We start from the raw sequence: 19,469 nt of genomic DNA, 5'->3' as shown, positions 1-19,469 counted from the left end.
CTTATGAAAAGACTATTTTTATTTCTTCTTTCTTTTGTTACATTTTTAAACCATGCCCAATCTAACCAAATTTTAGATTTTAAAGCTGGCTATGCTCCAGAAACCAATTATCTTCAAACCACGATTAATTCATCCGATTATGAAGTTATGTATTCTGGTAGCGAAACGTTCTTAGAAACCTTAAAGAGTAATAAAGTACAAAATCCTTCTAAAATAAAAACTGTCTTTAATTTAGAAACGGTTTCTAAAACTGGTAAAAGTGATAAAAGCGGTAATTTCCCAATAACAATTGAATACCTGAAATCTGTAGATGTCGATGGAAAAACGATAATTCCAAACGGCACCCTGATTTATGGAAAAGCTTCCTTATCTACTATGCCAGAAATAGATTCTATTGTTTCTAAAGACATGGAAGAGGATTTTAAAAATACTGTTTTTCAAATGGTTAAAAACACATTTTCACAATTGGCTCTTCCGCATAAAAAGCTAAAAATAGGTGAATCTTTTACTCAAGAAAGCCCATTGACATTGCCTATCGCAGGCATAAATATTGAAATGCAAATTACTACTGTCTACAATTTAAAAAGCTTTAATTCTAAAAATGCTTTCTTTGATATTACGCAGACTTACACCATAAAAATGTCTGACAATAGATTTGAAACCAACGGATCTGGGATTGGAAAAGGCAATTTGATTTATGATATCCCCAATCATTTTATAAGCGAAAACAATTTAGAAATGGATTTTACTCTCGGTTTAAAACACACTGATTTTGCCTTAGATTTAAAATCTAAAAGTGATTTCAAACAAACATCAACCATATCAAAAGGCAAATAAACAAAAGGCGTAAGAAAAAAATCTTACGCCTTTTGTTTTATATCAAAACTTAAAATTATCTAGAATAATTTGGAGCTTCTTTTGTAATCGTCACGTTATGCGGGTGGCTTTCTGTAATTCCGCTAGAAGTGATTCTAACGAAACGTCCAGATTCTTGTAAAGTTGGAATATCTTTAGAACCACAGTATCCCATACCTGCGCGTAGACCTCCAATAAACTGAAGCATGCTTTCGTTTAATTCTCCTTTGTAAGGAACACGTCCAACGATTCCTTCTGGAACTAATTTTTTAACGTCGTCTTCAACATCTTGGAAATAACGATCTTTAGATCCTGTTTGCATTGCTTCAACAGAACCCATTCCGCGGTAAGATTTGAATTTTCTTCCTTCAAAAATAATAGTTTCTCCTGGAGATTCTTTTGTTCCTGCAAGTAACGAACCCAACATTACACAGTCGGCACCCGCAGCGATTGCTTTAGGAATATCTCCTGTATAACGAATTCCACCATCTGCAATAACTGGAACTCCAGTTCCTTTAATTGCCGCTGCAACTTCTAAAACTGCTGAGAATTGAGGAAAACCAACACCTGCAACGATACGAGTTGTACAGATAGAACCAGGTCCGATTCCAACTTTTACACCGTCAGCACCATTTTCTACTAAATATTTAGCCGCTTCTGGAGTTGCAATGTTTCCAACAATTACATCGATTTGAGGGAATTTTGATTTTACTTCTTTCAGTACATTCACCACACCTTCTGTATGTCCGTGAGCTGTATCGATAATAATTGCATCTACACCTGCAGCGACCAAAGCTTCTGCTCTTAAAACAGCATCTCCAGTAACTCCAATTGCAGCAGCAACTCTTAAACGACCAAAACTATCTTTATTAGCAATTGGTTTTTGAGTCAGTTTTGTAATATCTCTAAAAGTAATTAAACCAACTAATTCATTTTGAGCATTTACAACTGGTAATTTTTCGATTTTATGGCCTTGCAAAACTACTTCAGCTTGCTCAAGTGAAGTTCCTTCTGCTACAGTTACTAAGTTTTGGCTTGTCATAACCTCAGCGATTGGTCTCGCACCGTTTTTCTCAAAACGTAAGTCACGATTAGTAACAATTCCTTTAAGGATTCTATTTTCGTCAACAATTGGAATACCACCGATTCCGAATTCTTTCATGGCATTTTTTGCATCAGCAATTGTAGAGTTGGTTGGTAATGTTACCGGATCGATAATCATACCTGCTTCTGCACGTTTTACTTTTCGAACTTTTCCTGCTTGTTGTTCGATAGTCATATTTTTATGTAAAACACCTATTCCGCCTTCTTGTGCCATAGCAATTGCCATTGCGCTTTCAGTTACTGTATCCATAGCAGCAGATACAATTGGAACGTTTAATGTAATGTTTCTTGAGAATTTTGATTTAATGCTCACTTCGCGAGGAAGCACATTCGAGTAGTTAGGTACTAATAATACATCGTCGTAAGTTAAACCTTCGCCGATAATCTTGGAGTTGTGTGCTATCATGTTGCAATTTCTAGTTGAATTGCGTGCAAATATAGTGAATAAATTGGAAACTTGAATACTAACTTATTCATAAAATTGACTTTACACGAAAAACCTTACGGTTTTAAAACTTCAATAATTAAATTCCAAATTCCAAAACTTAACCTAAATTCTAATACTCCATAGTTTATATGTTGGAATTTAAAAAATTGAAAATTTCTATTCTTTGTCTTGAAAAACAAAATTGATTCCGAGTTGAAAGGCGGCACTGCTGGCTTTGGAAATGTCTTTATATTCTAAAACATTATTGACCAGAGCATAAATATTTACTGGACCAATTGTTCCGGCAAGTCCTAATCCGACGTTTTTATTTGAAAAAGTATCTAAGGTATAGGTTGCTTTAAAATCTAATTTTTTAAAAATATTTCTTCTATAAAAAGCGGTTATCGCAAACAAAGGTGTTCGAGGGGCAGACATTGCAAAAACTTGTACTCCTGCCGCATTTTTATAATATTTATTGACTTTTCCATGACAATTGCATTCGTCATCTGGACGCGCTTCTCCAAATGAATATTCTATAGAAGAGTAAAGTTTTGTTGGGCGCCAAGTGGTATACTTATTATAAAGTGTATCTCTTGGTATTGCTTTGTCAAATTCGTCAAAAACATTTTCAGGATCATCTGTCCCCATAAAATCCGGATTTGCACCATTGTAACGGTAAATTCCTTTATAGGTAAGTGTTTCAATATCTTTGGTCTGCCTCACAAAACCCAAATCTATAACACTTGCGGTAAACTGTAAATTGTCTTTTATATAATAGGTAATTCCGGCATCTATTCCAAAACCTAGACTTCCGTTAAAAAAGGTGTTATTGGCAATATCACGAACTACATTTCCTTCATATTCATCTTTTGTAAAACGGGCAAGACCAGATGTTCTCAATTCTAAATTGGAAGAAATAACCTGACTGTACAAGTTTGGTGTTCCTGGCTCCTCGCCTGTATAGACGTAACCTGAGTTTTTTGTAGAAGTTGCATTTGCACCACTTGAGTAGATTTTAGCGCGACCTCCGTAAACAAATTTGTCATTGAGTTTTTTATGAAAACCAACATGAAAAACAGAAAGCACTTCGGCTTTCATGCTTAAATCGCCTAGATTAAATGATTTTCCGATATAATCTCGATTTCCGTTTAAAGCCAGTAAAGCAAGGTCTTTGGGAACAAACATAAAGAAGTCGAATTCCTGATACAATCCAAAGGAAATATAAGAACGGCTTTCTCTGCCTCCAATTCTAAATCCGCCAGAAAATATTTCCAATTGCTGATTGGTAACTATTTTATCTCTGCTGGAAGATTTATTTACAACATCTCTAACCTTTTGATTAAAATCGACTCCGTCGTCTGAAAACAGATCATAGGCTGAGAAACTGCTAGATCCGACATTAGCTGAAATTCCAGACAAAACGGGAAATCCAAAATAGTATTTATACGAAACATCTGCTCCTGGATTTACAAGCGAAGACTGCGGAATTGACGTGAAATTATACAACAATTCTCTGTTTTGGGCAAAACAGAAAATAGGAAAAAACAAGCAAAGTAGTAGCGCCTTTCTCATTCGATTACTAAATAAGCCGTTGCACTTGATCTTAATTTTAAATTTCCTTCACTCTGGCTATTTAATGGAGGCCCTGAGGCAATTACTACCACAAAACCAATTTTTTGAGTTTGTTTTAAAAGATCCAATCGAGCATTTTCAAAAACTTCTGTTGGATATTTTATAACATTTGGTGTTCCTTTATAAGATGGAACTGTAAAAGATATAGTTTGCAAAACCTCATTTTGATCATTCAGCAAAAGCATATTTAAAACGAAAGCACGATTGATGTTATTTTCGACTTCAAAATCAAACTCTGCTTTTTTAAGACGTTCGGTAAAGAATTTCTCTTTAAAAACATCAAAGTCTCTAACATCTGGATAGACATTAGTTCCTCCATCGTCTATAAGTCTATTGGCCGGAATATTAAAATACGCAAGATTGGCTACAAAAACAGGCTCTATCTTAAAATCGTTTACCTGATCAAAATTCAAATCGCTTGAACAGGAAAATAATAAAAAGGTACAAAATAATAGGCTCGAAATTTTATTTAATGGGCTTGACCTCATGATAATAACTATAGCAATAATAAATGTAACGCATTATGCAAACAATCATTATCTAAGGTAAGAAAATATAACTATTTTTTAATGAAACTTTCCAAACAATTTTGAAGCTTCATTGTATGCGCTTTCAAAACTAAGAAAATTGAGTCCGGTTATTTTTTTATTGGCAGTAAAATAGGAAACGAGTTTTTCTGTTGGCATATTTCCTGTTAATTTATCGGTTGCCATTGGGCAGCCTCCGAAACCTTGAATAGCTCCATCAAAACGAATGCAGCCTGCTTTTGCCGCAGCATCGATTTTTTCGAACCAGCTTTCTGGCGTGGTATGAAGATGGGCTCCAAACTCAATTTCAGGATATTTCGGAATTAAATCTGAAAACAAATATGTAATTACTTCTGGCGTAGAAGTTCCAACAGTATCAGAAAGCGATAAAATTTTTACGCCCATTGCTGCCAGTTTTTCGGTCCATTCTGCTACAATTTCAACATTCCACGGATCTCCATAAGGATTTCCGAAACCCATGGAAAGATAGGTCACAACTTCTTTATTTTTCTTATCGGCAACTTCCAGAATTTCTTCTAAGGTAACCAAAGATTCTGCAATAGTTTTATGCGTATTACGCATTTGAAAGTTCTCTGAAATAGAAAATGGAAAACCTAGATATTGAATCTGCTCATAATTTGCAGCTGTTATAGCGCCTTGTGTATTGGCAATAATAGAAAGCAATTTACTTGTTGTTTGAGACAAATCTAACTGCTCTAGAACCTCAGCAGTATCTTGCATTTGCGGAATAGCTTTTGGAGAAACAAAACTTCCAAAATCGATTGTATCAAAGCCAACTCGTAACAAAGCTTGTATGTAAGTAACTTTATTTTTTGTCGGAATAAAAGCCTTAATGCCTTGCATGGCATCTCTAGGGCATTCGATAATTTTGATTTCTTTACTCAAAGCATATTCTTTTGTAAAGGCTAAGTTAGTTTCTTTTTTAATGAAATAAAAGAGATTTTTATTTGAAGTCTATTATTACAAAATAGAATCATATTTTTAAAAATTACCAAAAAGTGTAATATTTTAAATTATTACCAAAAAACGTAATAATAAAATTTATTACGTATATTTGTAATAGAAAATTTATAATTTTTTTACTTATATTTGAGTTATGACTAGTGTAATTACAGGCGACATAATTGGTTCAAGACAACAGGAATCTCAGCATTGGGTCGAGGATTTAAAGAAGATCTTGGCTCCATTTGGCAAAACTCCAAATCAGTGGGAAGTATATCGAGGTGACGAATTTCAAATTGAAGTTAGTAATCCCGAAGATGCTTTACTGACTGCGATTTTAATAAAAGCGCATTTAAGATCCATAAAATCTGATGCTCGAATGAGTATTGGTTTTGGAAATAAAACGCACAATGCTGCACGTATTTCTGAAAGTAATGGTTCTGCGTTCATCAATTCTGGTGAACTTTTTGAAACTTTGAAAAAACAAAAAGTCACTTTGGCGATGCGAACAGGAGATTTAGATTTCGATGAAAAACTGAATTTAATGTTACAGCTAGCGTTAACTTTTATGGACAGCTGGCTGGTTCAATCGGCAGAATTTGTAGCTCTGGCAATAGAAAATCCAACTTTATCGCAAGAAGAATTAGGACAAAAACTAGGCATAAACCAAGCTGCTGTGAGCCGAAGACAAAAACGCGCTCAGTTTGATTTGGTTATGAATTTAGATCGTTATTTTAGAACACAAATAAAACAACTTACAGCCTCATGATTTTATTTATAAAACTGCTTCTCGCTCATTTATTAGGAGATTTTATCTGGCAGCCTAATTCTTGGGTAGCCGATAAAGAAACTAAAAAACATAAAAGCGTTTACTTATATGTTCATATTTTACTTCATGGAGTTTTAGCTGCTATTTTGGCAGGAGAAATCAGTTTTATTCCTTATGCTGTTTTAATTGCTGTTACGCACGGAATTGTCGATTTGATAAAACTCAATTTCCAAAAAGCAAAAACAAAACGCACATGGTTTGTAGTAGACCAAATTGCACATGTTTTGATTTTAATTGGAGTTGTATTGCTTTATCAAAACAAAACCATCGTCAATTTCTGGTCTGATAATGAATTCTGGATTTTAATAACTGGGATTATATTGGTTACCAAACCTTCTTCCATTTTTATCAAAACCATTATTTCGATTTGGAGTCCTGAAAACCAAATCAGCCAAAAAGACAATTCTCTTGCCAGTGCAGGAAATTACATTGGCATTTTAGAACGTCTTTTGGTCGTTTGTTTTATTCTTACTGCTCACTTTGAAGCAATTGGATTTCTGCTTGCCGCTAAATCTATTTTTAGGTTCGGTGATTTAAAAGAAGCCAAAGACCGAAAATTAACCGAATATGTAATGATCGGAACTTTAATCAGTTTTGGTATTGCCATAATAGCAGGCCTTTTAGTCCAAGCACTACTTTTACAACTGCCCTAAAACCTTTTTGTTAATTGCTTTTATCAAAGCTGGACCTTCGTAAATAAAGCCAGTGTACAACTGCACCAAACTTGCTCCTGCATTTAGTTTTTCAATTGCATCGTCTGCAGAATGAATTCCTCCTACTCCAATAATTGGGAATGCTTTATTGCTTTTTTCAGATAGAAAACGAATCACTTCTGTAGAACGTTTCGTTAATGGTTTTCCAGACAAACCTCCAGTTTCTGTTTGGTTTGCAGATTGTAATCCTTCTCTTGAAATTGTAGTATTTGTAGCAATTACACCTGCAATTTGAGTTGTTTTTACAATATCAATAATATCTAATAATTGCTCATCTGTTAAGTCTGGAGCTATTTTTAAAAGAATTGGTTTTACTTTTTGTGTGCTTGTTTTTTGCTTTTCTACATTTCTATTTTGCAAAGTCTGCAATAAAGCCGTCAAAGGCTCTTTGTCTTGTAAAGCTCTTAGATTTGGTGTGTTTGGTGAACTTACATTCACTACAAAATAATCTACGTGATTAAAAAGCGCATCAAAACAAATGATATAATCCTTAACGGCATCTTCGTTATCGGTTACTTTGTTTTTTCCGATATTTCCACCAATTAAAACACCAGTATTCTTTTTCAAACGTTCTACCGCTTCTAGAACACCACCATTATTAAATCCCATTCGGTTAATAATTGCTTGGTCTTCTTTTAATCTAAACAAACGTTTCTTCGGATTTCCTTCTTGTCCAACTGGCGTTACCGTTCCGATTTCGATAAAACCAAAACCAAAATCGCCAAGTTCTTTGTATAGTTTTGCATCTTTATCAAAACCAGCTGCAAGTCCAACCGGATTTTTAAATTTAATTCCGAAAACTTCTCTTTCTAATCGAGCATCTTTTACCTCATAAATTGATCTTATAATTGCCGAAACGCCAGGTATTTTTGAAATGAATTTTACAAATGAGAAAGTAAAATAATGCACTTTTTCAGGATCAAAACAAAAAAGTATCGGACGAATTATCAATTTATACATAAGAGTTGTGTTGTTGTTATTTTGGCTGCAAATTTAGATATTATAGTTTAAAAAGGTGTCTTTTTACGAAAACAAATAATTTCTATTTTGTTTAATTCTTTAATTTATAAATTACATAGTTCTGCTTTTTCATGTTGCAAGTTATAATTTGAAACCAGTTCAAGCTTATCAACAATCAACTCTCGTTCATTTATTATTTAATTTTGAGATGCTTAACAAAATCTTTTATACAAACCATCACACTTATGTATAAAGAAAAAATCGTAAATCTAAAATTTAAAAACGTCCTTTTAGCTCTGCTATTAGCAATTAGCTATAAAGGGCTTTCGCAACAAGAAAAAGATACTACAAAGCTGATGAATGTTCGGTATGGCAGTAAAGGAATTGAATTGGAAACCCGAGACAAAAAGTTCCTTTTTCAACTACAAAGCCGGTTCCAATTTCGTTTCTCCACTCCTTACGATACAGATCCTTTAACTTATGACGATTACAGTCAAGATGCTAAAACGACTTTTAAAATAAATCGTGCTAGGCTAAAAATTGGCGGCCATGCTTTTGAACCTTGGCTGAAATATTATTGGGAATATGAATTGAGTCAGTCCAACTTACTTGATTTCAGAATTATGATTGAAAAGTGGGATTGGCTGAGTTTTAAAGTTGGACAATGGAAAACAGAATTTACACGCGAACGTTTCATAAGCAGTGGCGAACAGCAAATGGTTGAGCGATCTTTAATTAATCGTCCCTTTACGGTAGACAGACAATTGGGAGTTGAAGTTTACGGGCATTTAAAAGGAGCTGGAATTGCCGATTTTAATTATTGGGCTGCAGCTTTGACAGGAACAGGACGAGGAAGCACCTCTAATGACGATAATCATTTAATGTATTTTGGAAGAGCACAATGGAATTTTTTAGGAAGATTTCTTGATTTTGAAGGCTGTGATTTAGAATTTCACGAAAAACTCACTCCGATTATAGCCTTTTCAGCCATAACCAACCGAAGCCCTTATACCCGTTTCTCTCAAGCGGGAGGAGGGTCTCTAGACGGATTTGAAAATGGTTTACCGGGACAATACAGAGTCAATCAATGGAATTTTGAAACTGCTTTTATGTATCGTGGTTTTTCTTGGCAAAGCGAATTACATACCAAAGAAATTATTGATAAAATAAACAATGATGACACAACCATAATGAAAGGATATTACGTTCAGGCAGGCTATTTTTTTCATAATGTTTTCGAATGGTGGCCAAAACACTTAGAAATGGCTGGTCGTCATGCTGCTTACAGGCCCGATAATTCGATAAGAGAAAATAGACAAGACGAATCTACATTGGCTTTTAACTGGTTTTTTAAAGGACACAAAAACAAACTGACCTCAGAGGTGAGTTATTTTACTTTTCAAGACAAAACACTTTCCTTACAGCAAGGATGGCGATTTAGAATACAATGGGATATCTCATTATAAATCAAACTTTTAATCCATTAATTCAAAACGGACATTTTTTTTTCATAACTTTAAATCACATAAATTACTGAATATGAAAAGTATATCGAAAACAGTAAAAAAACTGGCACTTTTAATGTGTTTGACTGGAGCTTTTTTGTTTATTTCTGTTGACAGTTTAGCACAACGCCATCGTGGTGGCGGTGGCGGATTCAATAGAGGCGGCGGTGCAGTACAAAGTCGTCCGGCAAGACCTGCTACACAGTCTAGGCCAAATGTGACAAGACCTAGCACAACAAGGCCAGCGACAACAACTAGACCAGCAACAACTAGACCTGGGGCAAATAACTCAGGAACTCAAATAACCAGACCTACAAACAATTCCAACAGAAACAATACGGTAAATAGAAACAATACCGTAAACAGAAATAATGTTGGCAACAGAAACACCAACATAAGCGGCAATACGGTTAATAGAAACAGAAATAATGTCAATATTAATGTTAACAATAGCGTTCATGTTCGCAATAATCGAAATACAGTAGTTCGTCCAGGATATAGACCATATACACGCCCACCTTATGTGTATGGCGGTTATAGATACAACTGTTATCATCCGTATTATCCGCGTCCCTATGTGCCTTTTTATTGGGGACCTGTTTGGCATCCGTGGGGATTTTTTGTCGCCACTCTCGCAACTACTGCTATTATTGTCAGTGTTGAAAACAATAAATACCATTACGATCAAGGCGTTTGGTATACTTCGACCAACGGTGGTTACACTGCCGTACCTGCGCCAGTTGGCGGTACTGTAAATAACATTCCAAGCGGAGCAGAAACGGTTAATACCGGAACGGTAAATAATTACTATTATGGCGGAACGTATTATGAAAAAGATGGAGAAAAATATACTGTCGTTGCCCCTACTGCCGGAACAATAGTAGAGAAACTACCAGAAGGCGGAGAAGAAGTGACTATAGGCGATGTAAAATATGTAAAATTTGGAGAAACCTACTATCAACCCGTGCAAGTTGATGGCAAAGACAAATACGAAGTCGTCCAAGTTGAAAAAGATAGTTAATTTTATTAATTCTATAAAATTACTATACTATAAAAGTAATTTTACCTAATTTTATGCCCACTATTGATAACCATTATAAGCTCAAAAATAAATAAACCATGAAAAACAAAACCTTTTGGATTTTTGCGTTACTCACATTATCCATTATTTCAATCGCTTACAGTTATACCAGATTTACAACTAAAGCTGAAACAACAGCAGCAGAATGTCATGATGCGCCAAGTAATGTTGAATCTGAATTTAAACCAACTGTCGAAAATAAATTTAAACCTGCAGAAAAAGCACCAAAAGGTATGGTTTGGATTCCTGGTGGCGAATTTTCTATGGGAACTAATGTTGAAGACGAAAGTCTGTGCAGCATTAAAGGCGTAACGAAAGATGCAGCTCCAATTCATAGAGTGTATCTTGATGGCTATTATATGGATGAAACTGAAGTAACCAATGAAGAATTCGAAAAATTTGTAAAAGCCACAGGATATGTAACTGTTGCCGAACAAAAACCAACAAAAGAGGAATTTCCATCAGCAAGCGAAGAAGATTTAGTGACAGGTTCTGTGGTCTTCACTCCTACACCATCCGCAGTTAATTTGAATAATTTCTTGCAATGGTGGCGTTATGAACCAGGTGCAGATTGGAGACACCCTGAAGGCCCGCAAAGCAACATTATAGGAAAAGAAAAATATCCTGTTGTTCATGTCGTTTATGAAGATGCTCAAGCTTACGCAAAATGGGCCGGAAAAAGACTTCCAACAGAAGCAGAATGGGAATTTGCAGCAAGAGGCGGTAAAACTGGAAATCTATATGCTTGGGGAAATGATTTAAAACCTAAAGGAAAATTTCAAGCTAATATTTACCAAGGACACTTCCCTATTAAAGATGGCGATACAGGAGAAGATGGTTTCAAAGGAATTGCTCCAACAAAACAATACGCTCCAAATGCATATGGTTTGTATGATATTGCTGGAAATGTATGGGAATGGGTACACGATTGGTATAGTGTAGATTATTACAAATCATTAGCAGAAAGCGGAAAAGTAACAAAAAATCCGCAAGGTCCAGACGCTTATTATGATCCAAACGACCCTACTGAAATAAAACGTGTTCATCGTGGCGGTTCATTCTTATGTACAGATCAATATTGCACGCGATACATGGTTGGAACAAGAGGAAAAGGCGAAATCAGATCTGCTGCAAACCACGTAGGTTTTAGATGTGTAAAAAGCAAATAACAAACTCAAAATACCAAAAAGGGATTCAATTTAGAATCCCTTTTTTAATAATTCAGATATCGAAAGCTAAATTTCTTAGCAGAAAAATTTTTCTATATTTGCTAAAAATTCAAAAAAATGCAACATATCATAGATCGCTTTATCAGTTATGTAACGATTGATACGGAATCGGATCCAAATTCACAAACAACACCAAGTACGCAAAAACAATGGAATCTTGCCAATAAATTAGTTGACGAATTAAAAGCAGTTGGCCTTGAAGATGTAACGATTGATGACAAAGCTTATATCATGGCGACGCTGCCAAGTAATGTTGATCATGAAGTACCAACTATTGGTTTTGTTTCTCATTTTGACACTTCGCCAGACTTTAGCGGAGCAAATGTAAAACCTCAGATTGTTGAAAATTACGACGGAAAAGATATCGTATTGAATGCTGAGAAAAACATTATTTTATCTCCAGATTACTTTAAAGATTTATTATTATATAAAGGGCAAACGATCATTACAACTGATGGAACAACTTTATTAGGAGCTGATGATAAAGCCGGAATTACAGAAATCGTTTCAGCAATGGAATATCTTATTCAACATCCAGAAATCAAACACGGAAAAATCAGAATCGGTTTTACTCCCGATGAAGAAATCGGCCGTGGCGCGCATCATTTTGATGTAGAAAAATTTGGAGCACAATGGGCTTACACAATGGACGGAAGTCAGATTGGAGAATTAGAATACGAAAATTTCAACGCTGCTGGAGCTAAAATCACTTTTAAAGGAAAAAGCGTTCACCCAGGTTACGCTAAAGGAAAAATGATCAATTCTATGCTTTTAGCAAATGATTTCATTAACGAACTTCCAAAAGGTGAAACGCCGCAGGAAACTAGAGGTTATGAAGGTTTTTTCCACGTTCATCATATCAAAGGAAACATTGAAGAGACAGTTTTAGAATTGATTATTCGTGATCACAACAGAAAGAAATTCGAAAAAAGAAAAGAATTGATTCATAAATTGGCGAAACAATTCAATAAAAAATTCGCGAAGAAATTTGGCGAAGATATTGTTGTTGCTGAAGTTAAAGATCAATATTATAATATGAAAGAAAAGGTTCTTCCTGTAAAACATATTGTAGATATTGCCGAAAAAGCAATGAGAGAATTAAACATCAAGCCGATCATCAAACCTATTCGAGGCGGAACAGACGGTTCTCAATTGTCTTTTATGGGACTACCTTGTCCGAACATTTTTGCTGGTGGACATAACTTTCACGGAAAATACGAATATGTTCCTGCAGAAAGTATCCAAAAAGCAACTGATGTAATTGTAAAAATTGCCGAGTTGACTGCTATACCAGGAATTTTTGATACAACAGAAAAATCTAAAAGAAAAAGATAAAGTGGAACCGAATTCTGATAAAAAACACGTTTGGGATAAAGTCAATCAATGGGAAGAAGAACTTCTTTTTCTAAAATCGATTATTGATAAAACTGAGCTGGTTGAAACCATAAAATGGGGAGGTCCTATTTATGTTTACAACAAAAAAAATGTTATCGGAATTGGAGGTTTTAAAAATTATTTTGCAATTTGGTTTTTAAATGGCGTATTTCTGAAAGATGAGAAAAAGAGATTAATCAACGCTCAGGAAGACAAAACAAAATCGATGCGCCAATGGCGTTTTACTTCTAAAGATGAAGTAAACGAAAAAGAAGTCTTAGAATACATTCAAGAAGCAATTGAAAACGAAAAGCAAGGAAAAGTTATTAAACCTTCTAAAAAAGAAGCTATTGTATCTGAACTTTTAGAAAATGAAATGACTCAAAATCCAGCTTTAAAAGAAGCTTTTTCGAAGTTTTCTCCATATAAACAATATGAGTTTTTAGAATATATTGAATCGGCTAAACAGGAAAAAACAAAGCTTTCGAGAATTGAAAAAGTGATTCCGATGATTTTGGCGAATGTTGGATTGAATGATAAATATCGATAAATAAATTTCAATTTAGATAATTCCAAATTCCAAACTATACGAGAACCTTTGTCAAAGTTTAAAACTTTGACAAAGGTTTTTCTTTTTTTGTCATCCTGACGAAGGAAGGATCACACTAGAAACTCCACAAAGTATGGAGGACAATCTTTGTCGATTCTCGCGTGTGATCCTTCCTTCGTCAGGATGACATCACTGTAACAAATTATTTATCAATTAGATCGACGAGATAAAAATGGACGCAATCATAATTGCTATCCGTTTCCCGTGGTTGAAACCACGGGCTATGTTTTTCATACAATGAATTAAAATCTTTGAGGAGCTACTTGTGGAGATTTCTCCCTTCGGTCGAAATGACAAAAATGGGTGAAAAAAGTCCCAAACTCCACTATTCCAATTCCGAAGTCTGTGGAGAAAATTCCAAATTCCAAAACTATACGAGAACCTTTGTCAAAGTTTTAAACTTTGACAAAGGTTTTTTTTATAATAGAGAACACATCATCTGGTAAATATAACCCGTGGTTTCAACCACGGGACGCAATCATAATCCATATTGACCTGATTTCAACCACGGGAACGCAATCATAATCACAATCTATATCCCAGTGGTTGAAACCACTGGCTATATTTTTAATACAGTAAATTTAAAATCTTTGTAGAGCTACTTGCGAAGATTTCTCTCTTCGTTCGAAATGACAAAAATGGATAAAAAAAATCTCAAACTCCAAAACTATATTAAACCTTTGTCCAAGCTTAAAACTTTGACAAAGGTCTTTCTTTTTTTGTCATTCTTGGCGAAGCAAGGATCACACTAGAAATTCTGCAAAGTATAGAGGACAATCTTTGTCGATTCTCGCGTGTGATACTTCCTTCGTCAGGATAACAAGATTACCGAGAATAAAATAAAAAAATCCCAAACTCCATATTTGGAATTTGGGATTTTAAATATTGTAATTTTTAAAAAAAAATTAAGCTTTTTTATTCAAAGCAGCGCTCAATTCAAGAGAAATTGCAGAACGCTCTAATTTTAATTTTCCTGACATAGTTTCGATTACAACAGTAGTTTCTGCTAATTCAGCGATTTTACCGTGGAAACCACTTTTTGTTACTATTTTGTCACCTACTTTTAGGCTGCTTTCAAATTCTTTTTCGTTTTTAGCTCTTTTTTGTTGTGGTCTGATCATGAAGAAATAGATTACCACGAACATCAAAAGAAATGGCGCAAATTGAGTTAATTGTCCCATAATTTAAATTTGTTTTTGATTTATATTTAATATTTTTTTTTAGCTCTTCGACTTCGCTCAGAGAGACAAAGCAGTTGGAATTTGGACTCGAGCGATAGTGAATAGGCGAAGCAATTTAAAAAATTGATTATTTTAAATCTTACATCAAGCCTCTTCCCGCTTTTATCATCTTTTTATTGGCAGTAAGCTCTTTAACAAGATTATCTAAAATTCCGTTGATAAAAATACTACTTTTTGGTGTAGAATACTCTTTCGCAATTTCTAAATATTCGTTAAGAGTTACTTTTACTGGAATTGAAGGGAATTTAATAAACTCGCAAATTGCCATTTTCAAGATAATAGTATCAATCTCGGCAATACGATCACTGTCCCAATTTGGTGTTTTATCTTCATATTCTTTTGCAAATGCCGTTTCATTTAAAATTGTTCTTCTAAATAAATCTTTTGCAAAATCTTTATCCTCAACATCTTTATACAATTTAGGCACTCTAAAATCATCTGGATCTTCTGTTTTAATTGCTTTCAATTGTTTCACAATATGAGTATTTACAACAGGAATATCATCAACCCAAGTCAATTTATCGTCTTCTAAGTACTCGTATAATTTTTCATTTGGAACAATAACATTTTCAAACAAATCAATAATAAATTGTCTGTCTTCTTCAAACGTATTTACGTTATTGCTCATATATTTTTGATAGATATCGCTTGCTTTAACATCATTTAAAAGCAAAATAATATAATCATCGTTCAATGACCAGTTATTGATTTTACGATTTTCTAAAGCGATACTAAGAGAATTGCTTTCAGCAAGAAGTTGAAAAATTTTATTCTTTACAAATTTTTCATTCGGATTACGTTCTGCGGCAGTTGCCAGGTGTTTTTTGCTTGACAGATGCAAATAGACAGCTTCTTTTTTGCAAATTTCTATCAATGAAGAAAGCATTATAAGATATAAGTCCTGAATATTATCAATGCTGTAGAAAAGAAATTTCTCTTCTTTTTCCATGTTATCAGAACCGCTTTGGTGCATTGCATAAATGGATTGCATTACTTTAACGCGTATGTGTCTTCTATTTACCACCTTGTAAGAACATTTAAAAATTAGTCTGCAAAAGTATAACTTTTGATACGTATTTTAAAATTAATTCGTAAAAAAGTAGTTGTTTTAGTGGTTAGTTTTCAGAATTTAGCGGTTAGTCTCTATTTATAGTGGTCAGTGAGCAGTTTTTAGTGGGCAGTACCAAACATGCACAAAAAAAATCTCAGTTACAGATTAAACTGTAAACTGAGACTTTAAGACTGAACACTTAAAAAAGTGAACACTGAACACTTAATTACTTCTTAGCGTTCTCGATTCTTCTTTGATCGATACGATTTTGAGCAATAGTAAGAGCCGCTTTATGCGTTGTGATTCCGTTTTTAGCAGCGAAATCAATAATTTCTAAAGTTGTATTGTAGATATTCTCTGTTTTAGTCATGATTTCAGCTTTACCGTAGTTAGCTAATTCAGCATAAACATTGATAATTCCACCCGCATTGATTAAGAAATCTGGAGCATATAAAATTCCTCTTTCTTGTAATCTTGCCCCGTGAACATTCTCATCAGCTAATTGGTTGTTGGCTGCACCAGCAATCACTTTTGCTTTAATTTTATCTACTGTATTATCATTAATTGTCGCTCCCATCGCACATGGCGCATAGATATCAACATCTGCAGTATATAAATCTTCACCAGTATAAATTGTTGCATTGTATTTTGAAGCAACTTGGAATAATTTTTCTTCGTTGATATCAGAAATAGTTACCTGCGCTCCTTCTTTAGTTAAATACTCAACCAAAGTTTCACCAACGTGTCCAATTCCTTGTACCAAAACTTTTTTACCCTCTAAAACATCACTTCCAAACTGACTTTTAGCAGCAGCTTTCATACCCAAATAAACACCGTAAGCTGTAATTGGAGAAGGATTTCCAGAACCACCTCTTTCTTCAGAAATACCAGTAACGTAAGGCGTTACATCTCTTACAGTATCCATGTCTTTAGTTTCCATTCCGACATCTTCTGCTGTAATATATCTTCCGCTTAATGAGTGAACAAACTCTCCAAACTTACGCATTAACTCAGGAGTTTTTTGCGTTTTAGCATCACCAATAATAACTGCTTTACCACCACCAATATTCAGTCCAGTAATAGCCGATTTAAACGTCATACCTCTCGAAAGGCGTAAAACGTCATTTAAAGCTTCCCATTCTGTGTTGTAATTCCACATTCTGGTTCCTCCCAAAGCTGGTCCCATAACCGAATTATGAATACCAATAATTGCTTTTAAACCTGTATCTTTGTCATTGCAAAATACAATTTGTTCGTGATCGTCAAAAGACAACTGTCCAAAAACAGGATCCATTTTTTGAAGTTCCTTTCCAGTTGCGAAAGTTGCATCCATAGCGCTAGTATAAATTAGTTAAAATTATGAATTCGTCAAAAAGACTTCTCAAACATAATTAAAAAATACACATGTGCTAATTTTTTATCTTTAAAATAACAATATTACAATATAATTGTTTTGATTAAATCGCAAATTATTATAATTTTCTTTAATAATAATTCTTAAAAACAAATCAATTCAATATTAGATTTCTTAAAAAAATGAAAGAATTAAGCTATTTAAATAAATATTTCATTAAATATAAATACAGTTTCTCTGCAGGTATTTTAATAACCATAATCGCACAAATATTTTCTTTATTTACACCAAAACTTATCAGTAAGTCTTTAAATGCTATTGAAAATTTTGATAAACTTTCTGTTGCAGAGCAAAACTCCGAAGCTGTAATCGCTAGTTTTCGTCAGGATCTCATTCATAATGTGCTACTTATCATTGGAACTACGATTGTCGCAGGTTTTCTGACGTTTCTAATGCGCCAGACTTTGATCGTAATGTCACGTCATATTGAATTTGATTTAAAAAATGAAGTTTTCAGACAATACGAGAATCTTTCTCAGAATTTCTACAAACAAAATAGAACGGGAGATTTAATGAACCGTATTAGCGAAGACGTTTCCAAAGTTCGTATGTATGTTGGGCCCGCAGTAATGTATACTATTAATACATTTATTCGTTTTGCGATCGTTATAATATATATGTATAATGTATCGCCACTTCTTACTTTATATACTATATTGCCTTTGCCAATTCTTTCATATTGCATTTTCAAGTTAAGCTCTGAAATCAATAAAAGAAGTACCACTTTCCAACAATACCTTTCTAAAGTTTCCAGTTTTACTCAGGAAATTTTTTCAGGAATTCGCGTAATAAAAGCCTATTCGTTAGAAAATCAGCATCAAAACAATATGGTTGATTTGGCTGAAGAAAGCAAACGTAAAAGTTTAAGTCTTGCAAGAGTTCAATCTCTATTTGGACCTTTAATGATTGCGCTTATCGGAATCAGTAATTTGGTTGTAATCTATTTTGGAGGTGTAATGTATATTAATGGAAGCATTTCTAATATTGGGACAATTGCAGAATTTATCTTATATGTAAATATGCTGACTTGGCCAGTTGCTTCTTTAGGATGGGTTTCTTCTATGGTTCAAGAAGCAGAAGCATCTCAAAAACGCTTGAATGAATTCTTAAAAATTGAACCAGAAATCAAAAACAACAACGAAAACTCATCTGCTATCCAAGGAAATATCTCTTTCGAAAATGTTTCTTTTACTTACCAGGACACTAATATTGAAGCTTTAAAAAATGTTTCTTTTACAGTAAAAAAAGGAGAAACATTAGCGATATTAGGAAAAACAGGTTCTGGAAAATCGACTATTCTTTCTTTGATTTCGAGACTATATGATGTAACCGAAGGTGAAGTTAAAATTGATGAAAACGAAATCAGTACTTTAAACTTAAATGATCTTCGCAACAACATCGGAATCGTGCCTCAAGATGCTTTCTTATTTTCGGATACGATTAAAAACAACATCAAATTCGGAAATCAAAATGCTACTGATGATGAAGTAATCGAAGCTGCTAAAAACGCGGTGGTTCACGACAATATTATCGCCTTTAATAAACAGTACGACACCGTTTTAGGAGAAAGAGGAATCACGCTTTCGGGTGGGCAAAAACAGCGTGTTTCTATTGCTAGAGCCATTATTAAAAACCCTGCAATCTTACTTTTTGACGATTGTTTGTCTGCTGTCGATACCGAAACCGAAGAAATGATTTTGAACAATTTATTTGAAATTTCTAAAGATAAAACCACTATAATTGTGAGTCATCGTGTATCATCTGCAAAGAATGCAGACAAAATTATCATATTAGAAAATGGTAGGATAATTCAACAAGGCTCTCATAATCAATTAATAAATCAAGAAGGATATTATTCGGCGTTATATTTAAAACAACTTTCGGAAAAAGAATTACTTTAATTGTTGCGTAATAGATAAATTTTTATGATTTTTGAGTACTATTAATTCCAAAA

Annotated in this window: 17 protein-coding genes; 9 read left to right on the top strand and 8 right to left on the bottom strand. The window is 34.0% G+C overall.

Going from position 1 to position 19,469, the window contains the following annotated elements; all coding sequences use genetic code 11:
• Positions 1-3: 3 nt before the first annotated feature.
• Positions 4-837, top strand: coding sequence for a hypothetical protein (locus tag ACFO3N_RS10580; RefSeq protein ID WP_379797552.1), 834 nt, complete (start codon positions 4-6; stop codon positions 835-837).
• A 55-nt stretch (positions 838-892) separates the two neighbouring features.
• Here ACFO3N_RS10580 and guaB read toward each other — a convergent pair whose 3' ends face one another.
• From guaB to ACFO3N_RS10560, 4 genes are all read right to left on the bottom strand, one after another.
• Positions 893-2,365 carry an IMP dehydrogenase gene (gene guaB, locus ACFO3N_RS10575; protein ID WP_095931398.1) on the bottom strand — a complete coding sequence of 491 codons (1,473 nt, stop codon included), beginning with the start codon at positions 2,363-2,365 and terminating at the stop codon, positions 893-895.
• A gap of 198 nt (positions 2,366-2,563) precedes the next feature.
• Entirely contained in the window at positions 2,564-3,958 is a 1,395-nt protein-coding gene (locus ACFO3N_RS10570; protein ID WP_379797549.1) for a DUF5723 family protein, read from the bottom strand.
• Positions 3,955-4,431 carry a hypothetical protein gene (locus ACFO3N_RS10565; protein ID WP_379797547.1) on the bottom strand — a complete coding sequence of 159 codons (477 nt, stop codon included), beginning with the start codon at positions 4,429-4,431 and terminating at the stop codon, positions 3,955-3,957. Before ACFO3N_RS10565 ends, ACFO3N_RS10570 begins: the two co-directional genes overlap by 4 nt.
• A gap of 153 nt (positions 4,432-4,584) precedes the next feature.
• Complete coding sequence (locus tag ACFO3N_RS10560) at positions 4,585-5,451, bottom strand: hydroxymethylglutaryl-CoA lyase (RefSeq protein ID WP_379797545.1); 867 nt, start codon at positions 5,449-5,451, stop codon at positions 4,585-4,587.
• Positions 5,452-5,662: 211 nt separating this feature from the next.
• Between ACFO3N_RS10560 and ACFO3N_RS10555 the strand changes: the two genes are divergently transcribed.
• Both ACFO3N_RS10555 and ACFO3N_RS10550 read left to right on the top strand, forming a co-directional pair.
• Complete coding sequence (locus ACFO3N_RS10555; RefSeq protein ID WP_379797543.1) at positions 5,663-6,277, top strand: hypothetical protein; 615 nt, start codon at positions 5,663-5,665, stop codon at positions 6,275-6,277.
• A complete protein-coding gene (locus tag ACFO3N_RS10550; RefSeq protein WP_379797541.1) occupies positions 6,274-6,990 on the top strand; it encodes a DUF3307 domain-containing protein in 717 nt (238 codons plus the stop codon). Before ACFO3N_RS10555 ends, ACFO3N_RS10550 begins: the two co-directional genes overlap by 4 nt.
• Here ACFO3N_RS10550 and ACFO3N_RS10545 read toward each other — a convergent pair.
• Positions 6,976-8,010, bottom strand: a complete 1,035-nt coding sequence (locus ACFO3N_RS10545) for a quinone-dependent dihydroorotate dehydrogenase (RefSeq protein ID WP_379797539.1) — start codon at positions 8,008-8,010, stop codon at positions 6,976-6,978. The genes ACFO3N_RS10550 and ACFO3N_RS10545 overlap by 15 nt on opposite strands.
• A 245-nt stretch (positions 8,011-8,255) precedes the next feature.
• Here ACFO3N_RS10545 and ACFO3N_RS10540 point away from each other — a divergent pair, with 245 nt between their 5' ends.
• From ACFO3N_RS10540 to ACFO3N_RS10520, 5 genes are all read left to right on the top strand, one after another.
• Positions 8,256-9,476 carry an OprO/OprP family phosphate-selective porin gene (locus ACFO3N_RS10540; protein ID WP_095931391.1) on the top strand — a complete coding sequence of 407 codons (1,221 nt, stop codon included), beginning with the start codon at positions 8,256-8,258 and terminating at the stop codon, positions 9,474-9,476.
• Between the two features lie 73 nt (positions 9,477-9,549).
• Positions 9,550-10,536, top strand: a complete 987-nt coding sequence (locus ACFO3N_RS10535; protein WP_379797537.1) for a DUF6515 family protein — start codon at positions 9,550-9,552, stop codon at positions 10,534-10,536.
• Positions 10,537-10,634: 98 nt separating this feature from the next.
• Positions 10,635-11,765 carry a formylglycine-generating enzyme family protein gene (locus ACFO3N_RS10530; protein ID WP_379797535.1) on the top strand — a complete coding sequence of 377 codons (1,131 nt, stop codon included), beginning with the start codon at positions 10,635-10,637 and terminating at the stop codon, positions 11,763-11,765.
• Between the two features lie 117 nt (positions 11,766-11,882).
• Positions 11,883-13,160 (top strand): peptidase T, encoded by a 1,278-nt coding sequence (gene pepT, locus ACFO3N_RS10525; RefSeq protein ID WP_379797533.1) that lies wholly within the window; start codon positions 11,883-11,885, stop codon positions 13,158-13,160.
• A gap of 1 nt (position 13,161) precedes the next feature.
• Positions 13,162-13,749: a YdeI/OmpD-associated family protein gene (locus tag ACFO3N_RS10520; protein WP_379797531.1), complete on the top strand. Its 588-nt coding sequence runs from the start codon at positions 13,162-13,164 to the stop codon at positions 13,747-13,749.
• Positions 13,750-14,714: 965 nt separating this feature from the next.
• Here ACFO3N_RS10520 and yajC read toward each other — a convergent pair.
• The 3 genes from yajC to ACFO3N_RS10505 form a co-directional block, all read right to left on the bottom strand.
• Positions 14,715-14,990 (bottom strand): preprotein translocase subunit YajC, encoded by a 276-nt coding sequence (gene yajC / locus ACFO3N_RS10515; RefSeq protein WP_053471036.1) that lies wholly within the window; start codon positions 14,988-14,990, stop codon positions 14,715-14,717.
• Between the two features lie 139 nt (positions 14,991-15,129).
• A complete protein-coding gene (gene nusB / locus ACFO3N_RS10510; protein ID WP_250835218.1) occupies positions 15,130-16,041 on the bottom strand; it encodes a transcription antitermination factor NusB in 912 nt (303 codons plus the stop codon).
• 286 nt (positions 16,042-16,327) lie between these two features.
• Positions 16,328-17,434 (bottom strand): Glu/Leu/Phe/Val family dehydrogenase, encoded by a 1,107-nt coding sequence (locus ACFO3N_RS10505; protein ID WP_379797529.1) that lies wholly within the window; start codon positions 17,432-17,434, stop codon positions 16,328-16,330.
• A 203-nt stretch (positions 17,435-17,637) separates the two neighbouring features.
• Between ACFO3N_RS10505 and ACFO3N_RS10500 the strand changes: the two genes are divergently transcribed.
• On the top strand, positions 17,638-19,416 hold the full coding sequence (locus ACFO3N_RS10500; protein ID WP_379797527.1) for an ABC transporter ATP-binding protein: 1,779 nt from the start codon (positions 17,638-17,640) through the stop codon (positions 19,414-19,416).
• The last annotated feature ends 53 nt before the right edge of the window (positions 19,417-19,469 follow it).

Origin of the sequence: Flavobacterium chungangensis (assembly GCF_042654045.1) — a bacterium.
Lineage (GTDB): Bacteria > Bacteroidota > Bacteroidia > Flavobacteriales > Flavobacteriaceae > Flavobacterium > Flavobacterium chungangensis.
The sequence above is the reverse complement of the archived record's forward strand: the minus strand, read 5'-3'. Positions and strand labels throughout refer to the sequence as shown.

Excerpts from the sequence above, each read along its gene's own strand:
- ACFO3N_RS10580 (WP_379797552.1), top strand. The coding sequence starts at position 4 with ATGAAAAGACTATTTTTATTTCTTCTTTCTTTTGTTACATTTTTAAAC.
- guaB (WP_095931398.1), bottom strand. The coding sequence starts at position 2,365 with ATGATAGCACACAACTCCAAGATTATCGGCGAAGGTTTAACTTACGAC.
- ACFO3N_RS10570 (WP_379797549.1), bottom strand. The coding sequence starts at position 3,958 with ATGAGAAAGGCGCTACTACTTTGCTTGTTTTTTCCTATTTTCTGTTTT.
- ACFO3N_RS10555 (WP_379797543.1), top strand. The coding sequence starts at position 5,663 with ATGACTAGTGTAATTACAGGCGACATAATTGGTTCAAGACAACAGGAA.
- ACFO3N_RS10550 (WP_379797541.1), top strand. The coding sequence starts at position 6,274 with ATGATTTTATTTATAAAACTGCTTCTCGCTCATTTATTAGGAGATTTT.
- ACFO3N_RS10545 (WP_379797539.1), bottom strand. The coding sequence starts at position 8,010 with ATGTATAAATTGATAATTCGTCCGATACTTTTTTGTTTTGATCCTGAA.
- ACFO3N_RS10540 (WP_095931391.1), top strand. The coding sequence starts at position 8,256 with ATGTATAAAGAAAAAATCGTAAATCTAAAATTTAAAAACGTCCTTTTA.
- ACFO3N_RS10535 (WP_379797537.1), top strand. The coding sequence starts at position 9,550 with ATGAAAAGTATATCGAAAACAGTAAAAAAACTGGCACTTTTAATGTGT.
- ACFO3N_RS10530 (WP_379797535.1), top strand. The coding sequence starts at position 10,635 with ATGAAAAACAAAACCTTTTGGATTTTTGCGTTACTCACATTATCCATT.
- pepT (WP_379797533.1), top strand. The coding sequence starts at position 11,883 with ATGCAACATATCATAGATCGCTTTATCAGTTATGTAACGATTGATACG.
- yajC (WP_053471036.1), bottom strand. The coding sequence starts at position 14,990 with ATGGGACAATTAACTCAATTTGCGCCATTTCTTTTGATGTTCGTGGTA.
- nusB (WP_250835218.1), bottom strand. The coding sequence starts at position 16,041 with ATGCAATCCATTTATGCAATGCACCAAAGCGGTTCTGATAACATGGAA.
- ACFO3N_RS10505 (WP_379797529.1), bottom strand. The coding sequence starts at position 17,434 with ATGGATGCAACTTTCGCAACTGGAAAGGAACTTCAAAAAATGGATCCT.
- ACFO3N_RS10500 (WP_379797527.1), top strand. The coding sequence starts at position 17,638 with ATGAAAGAATTAAGCTATTTAAATAAATATTTCATTAAATATAAATAC.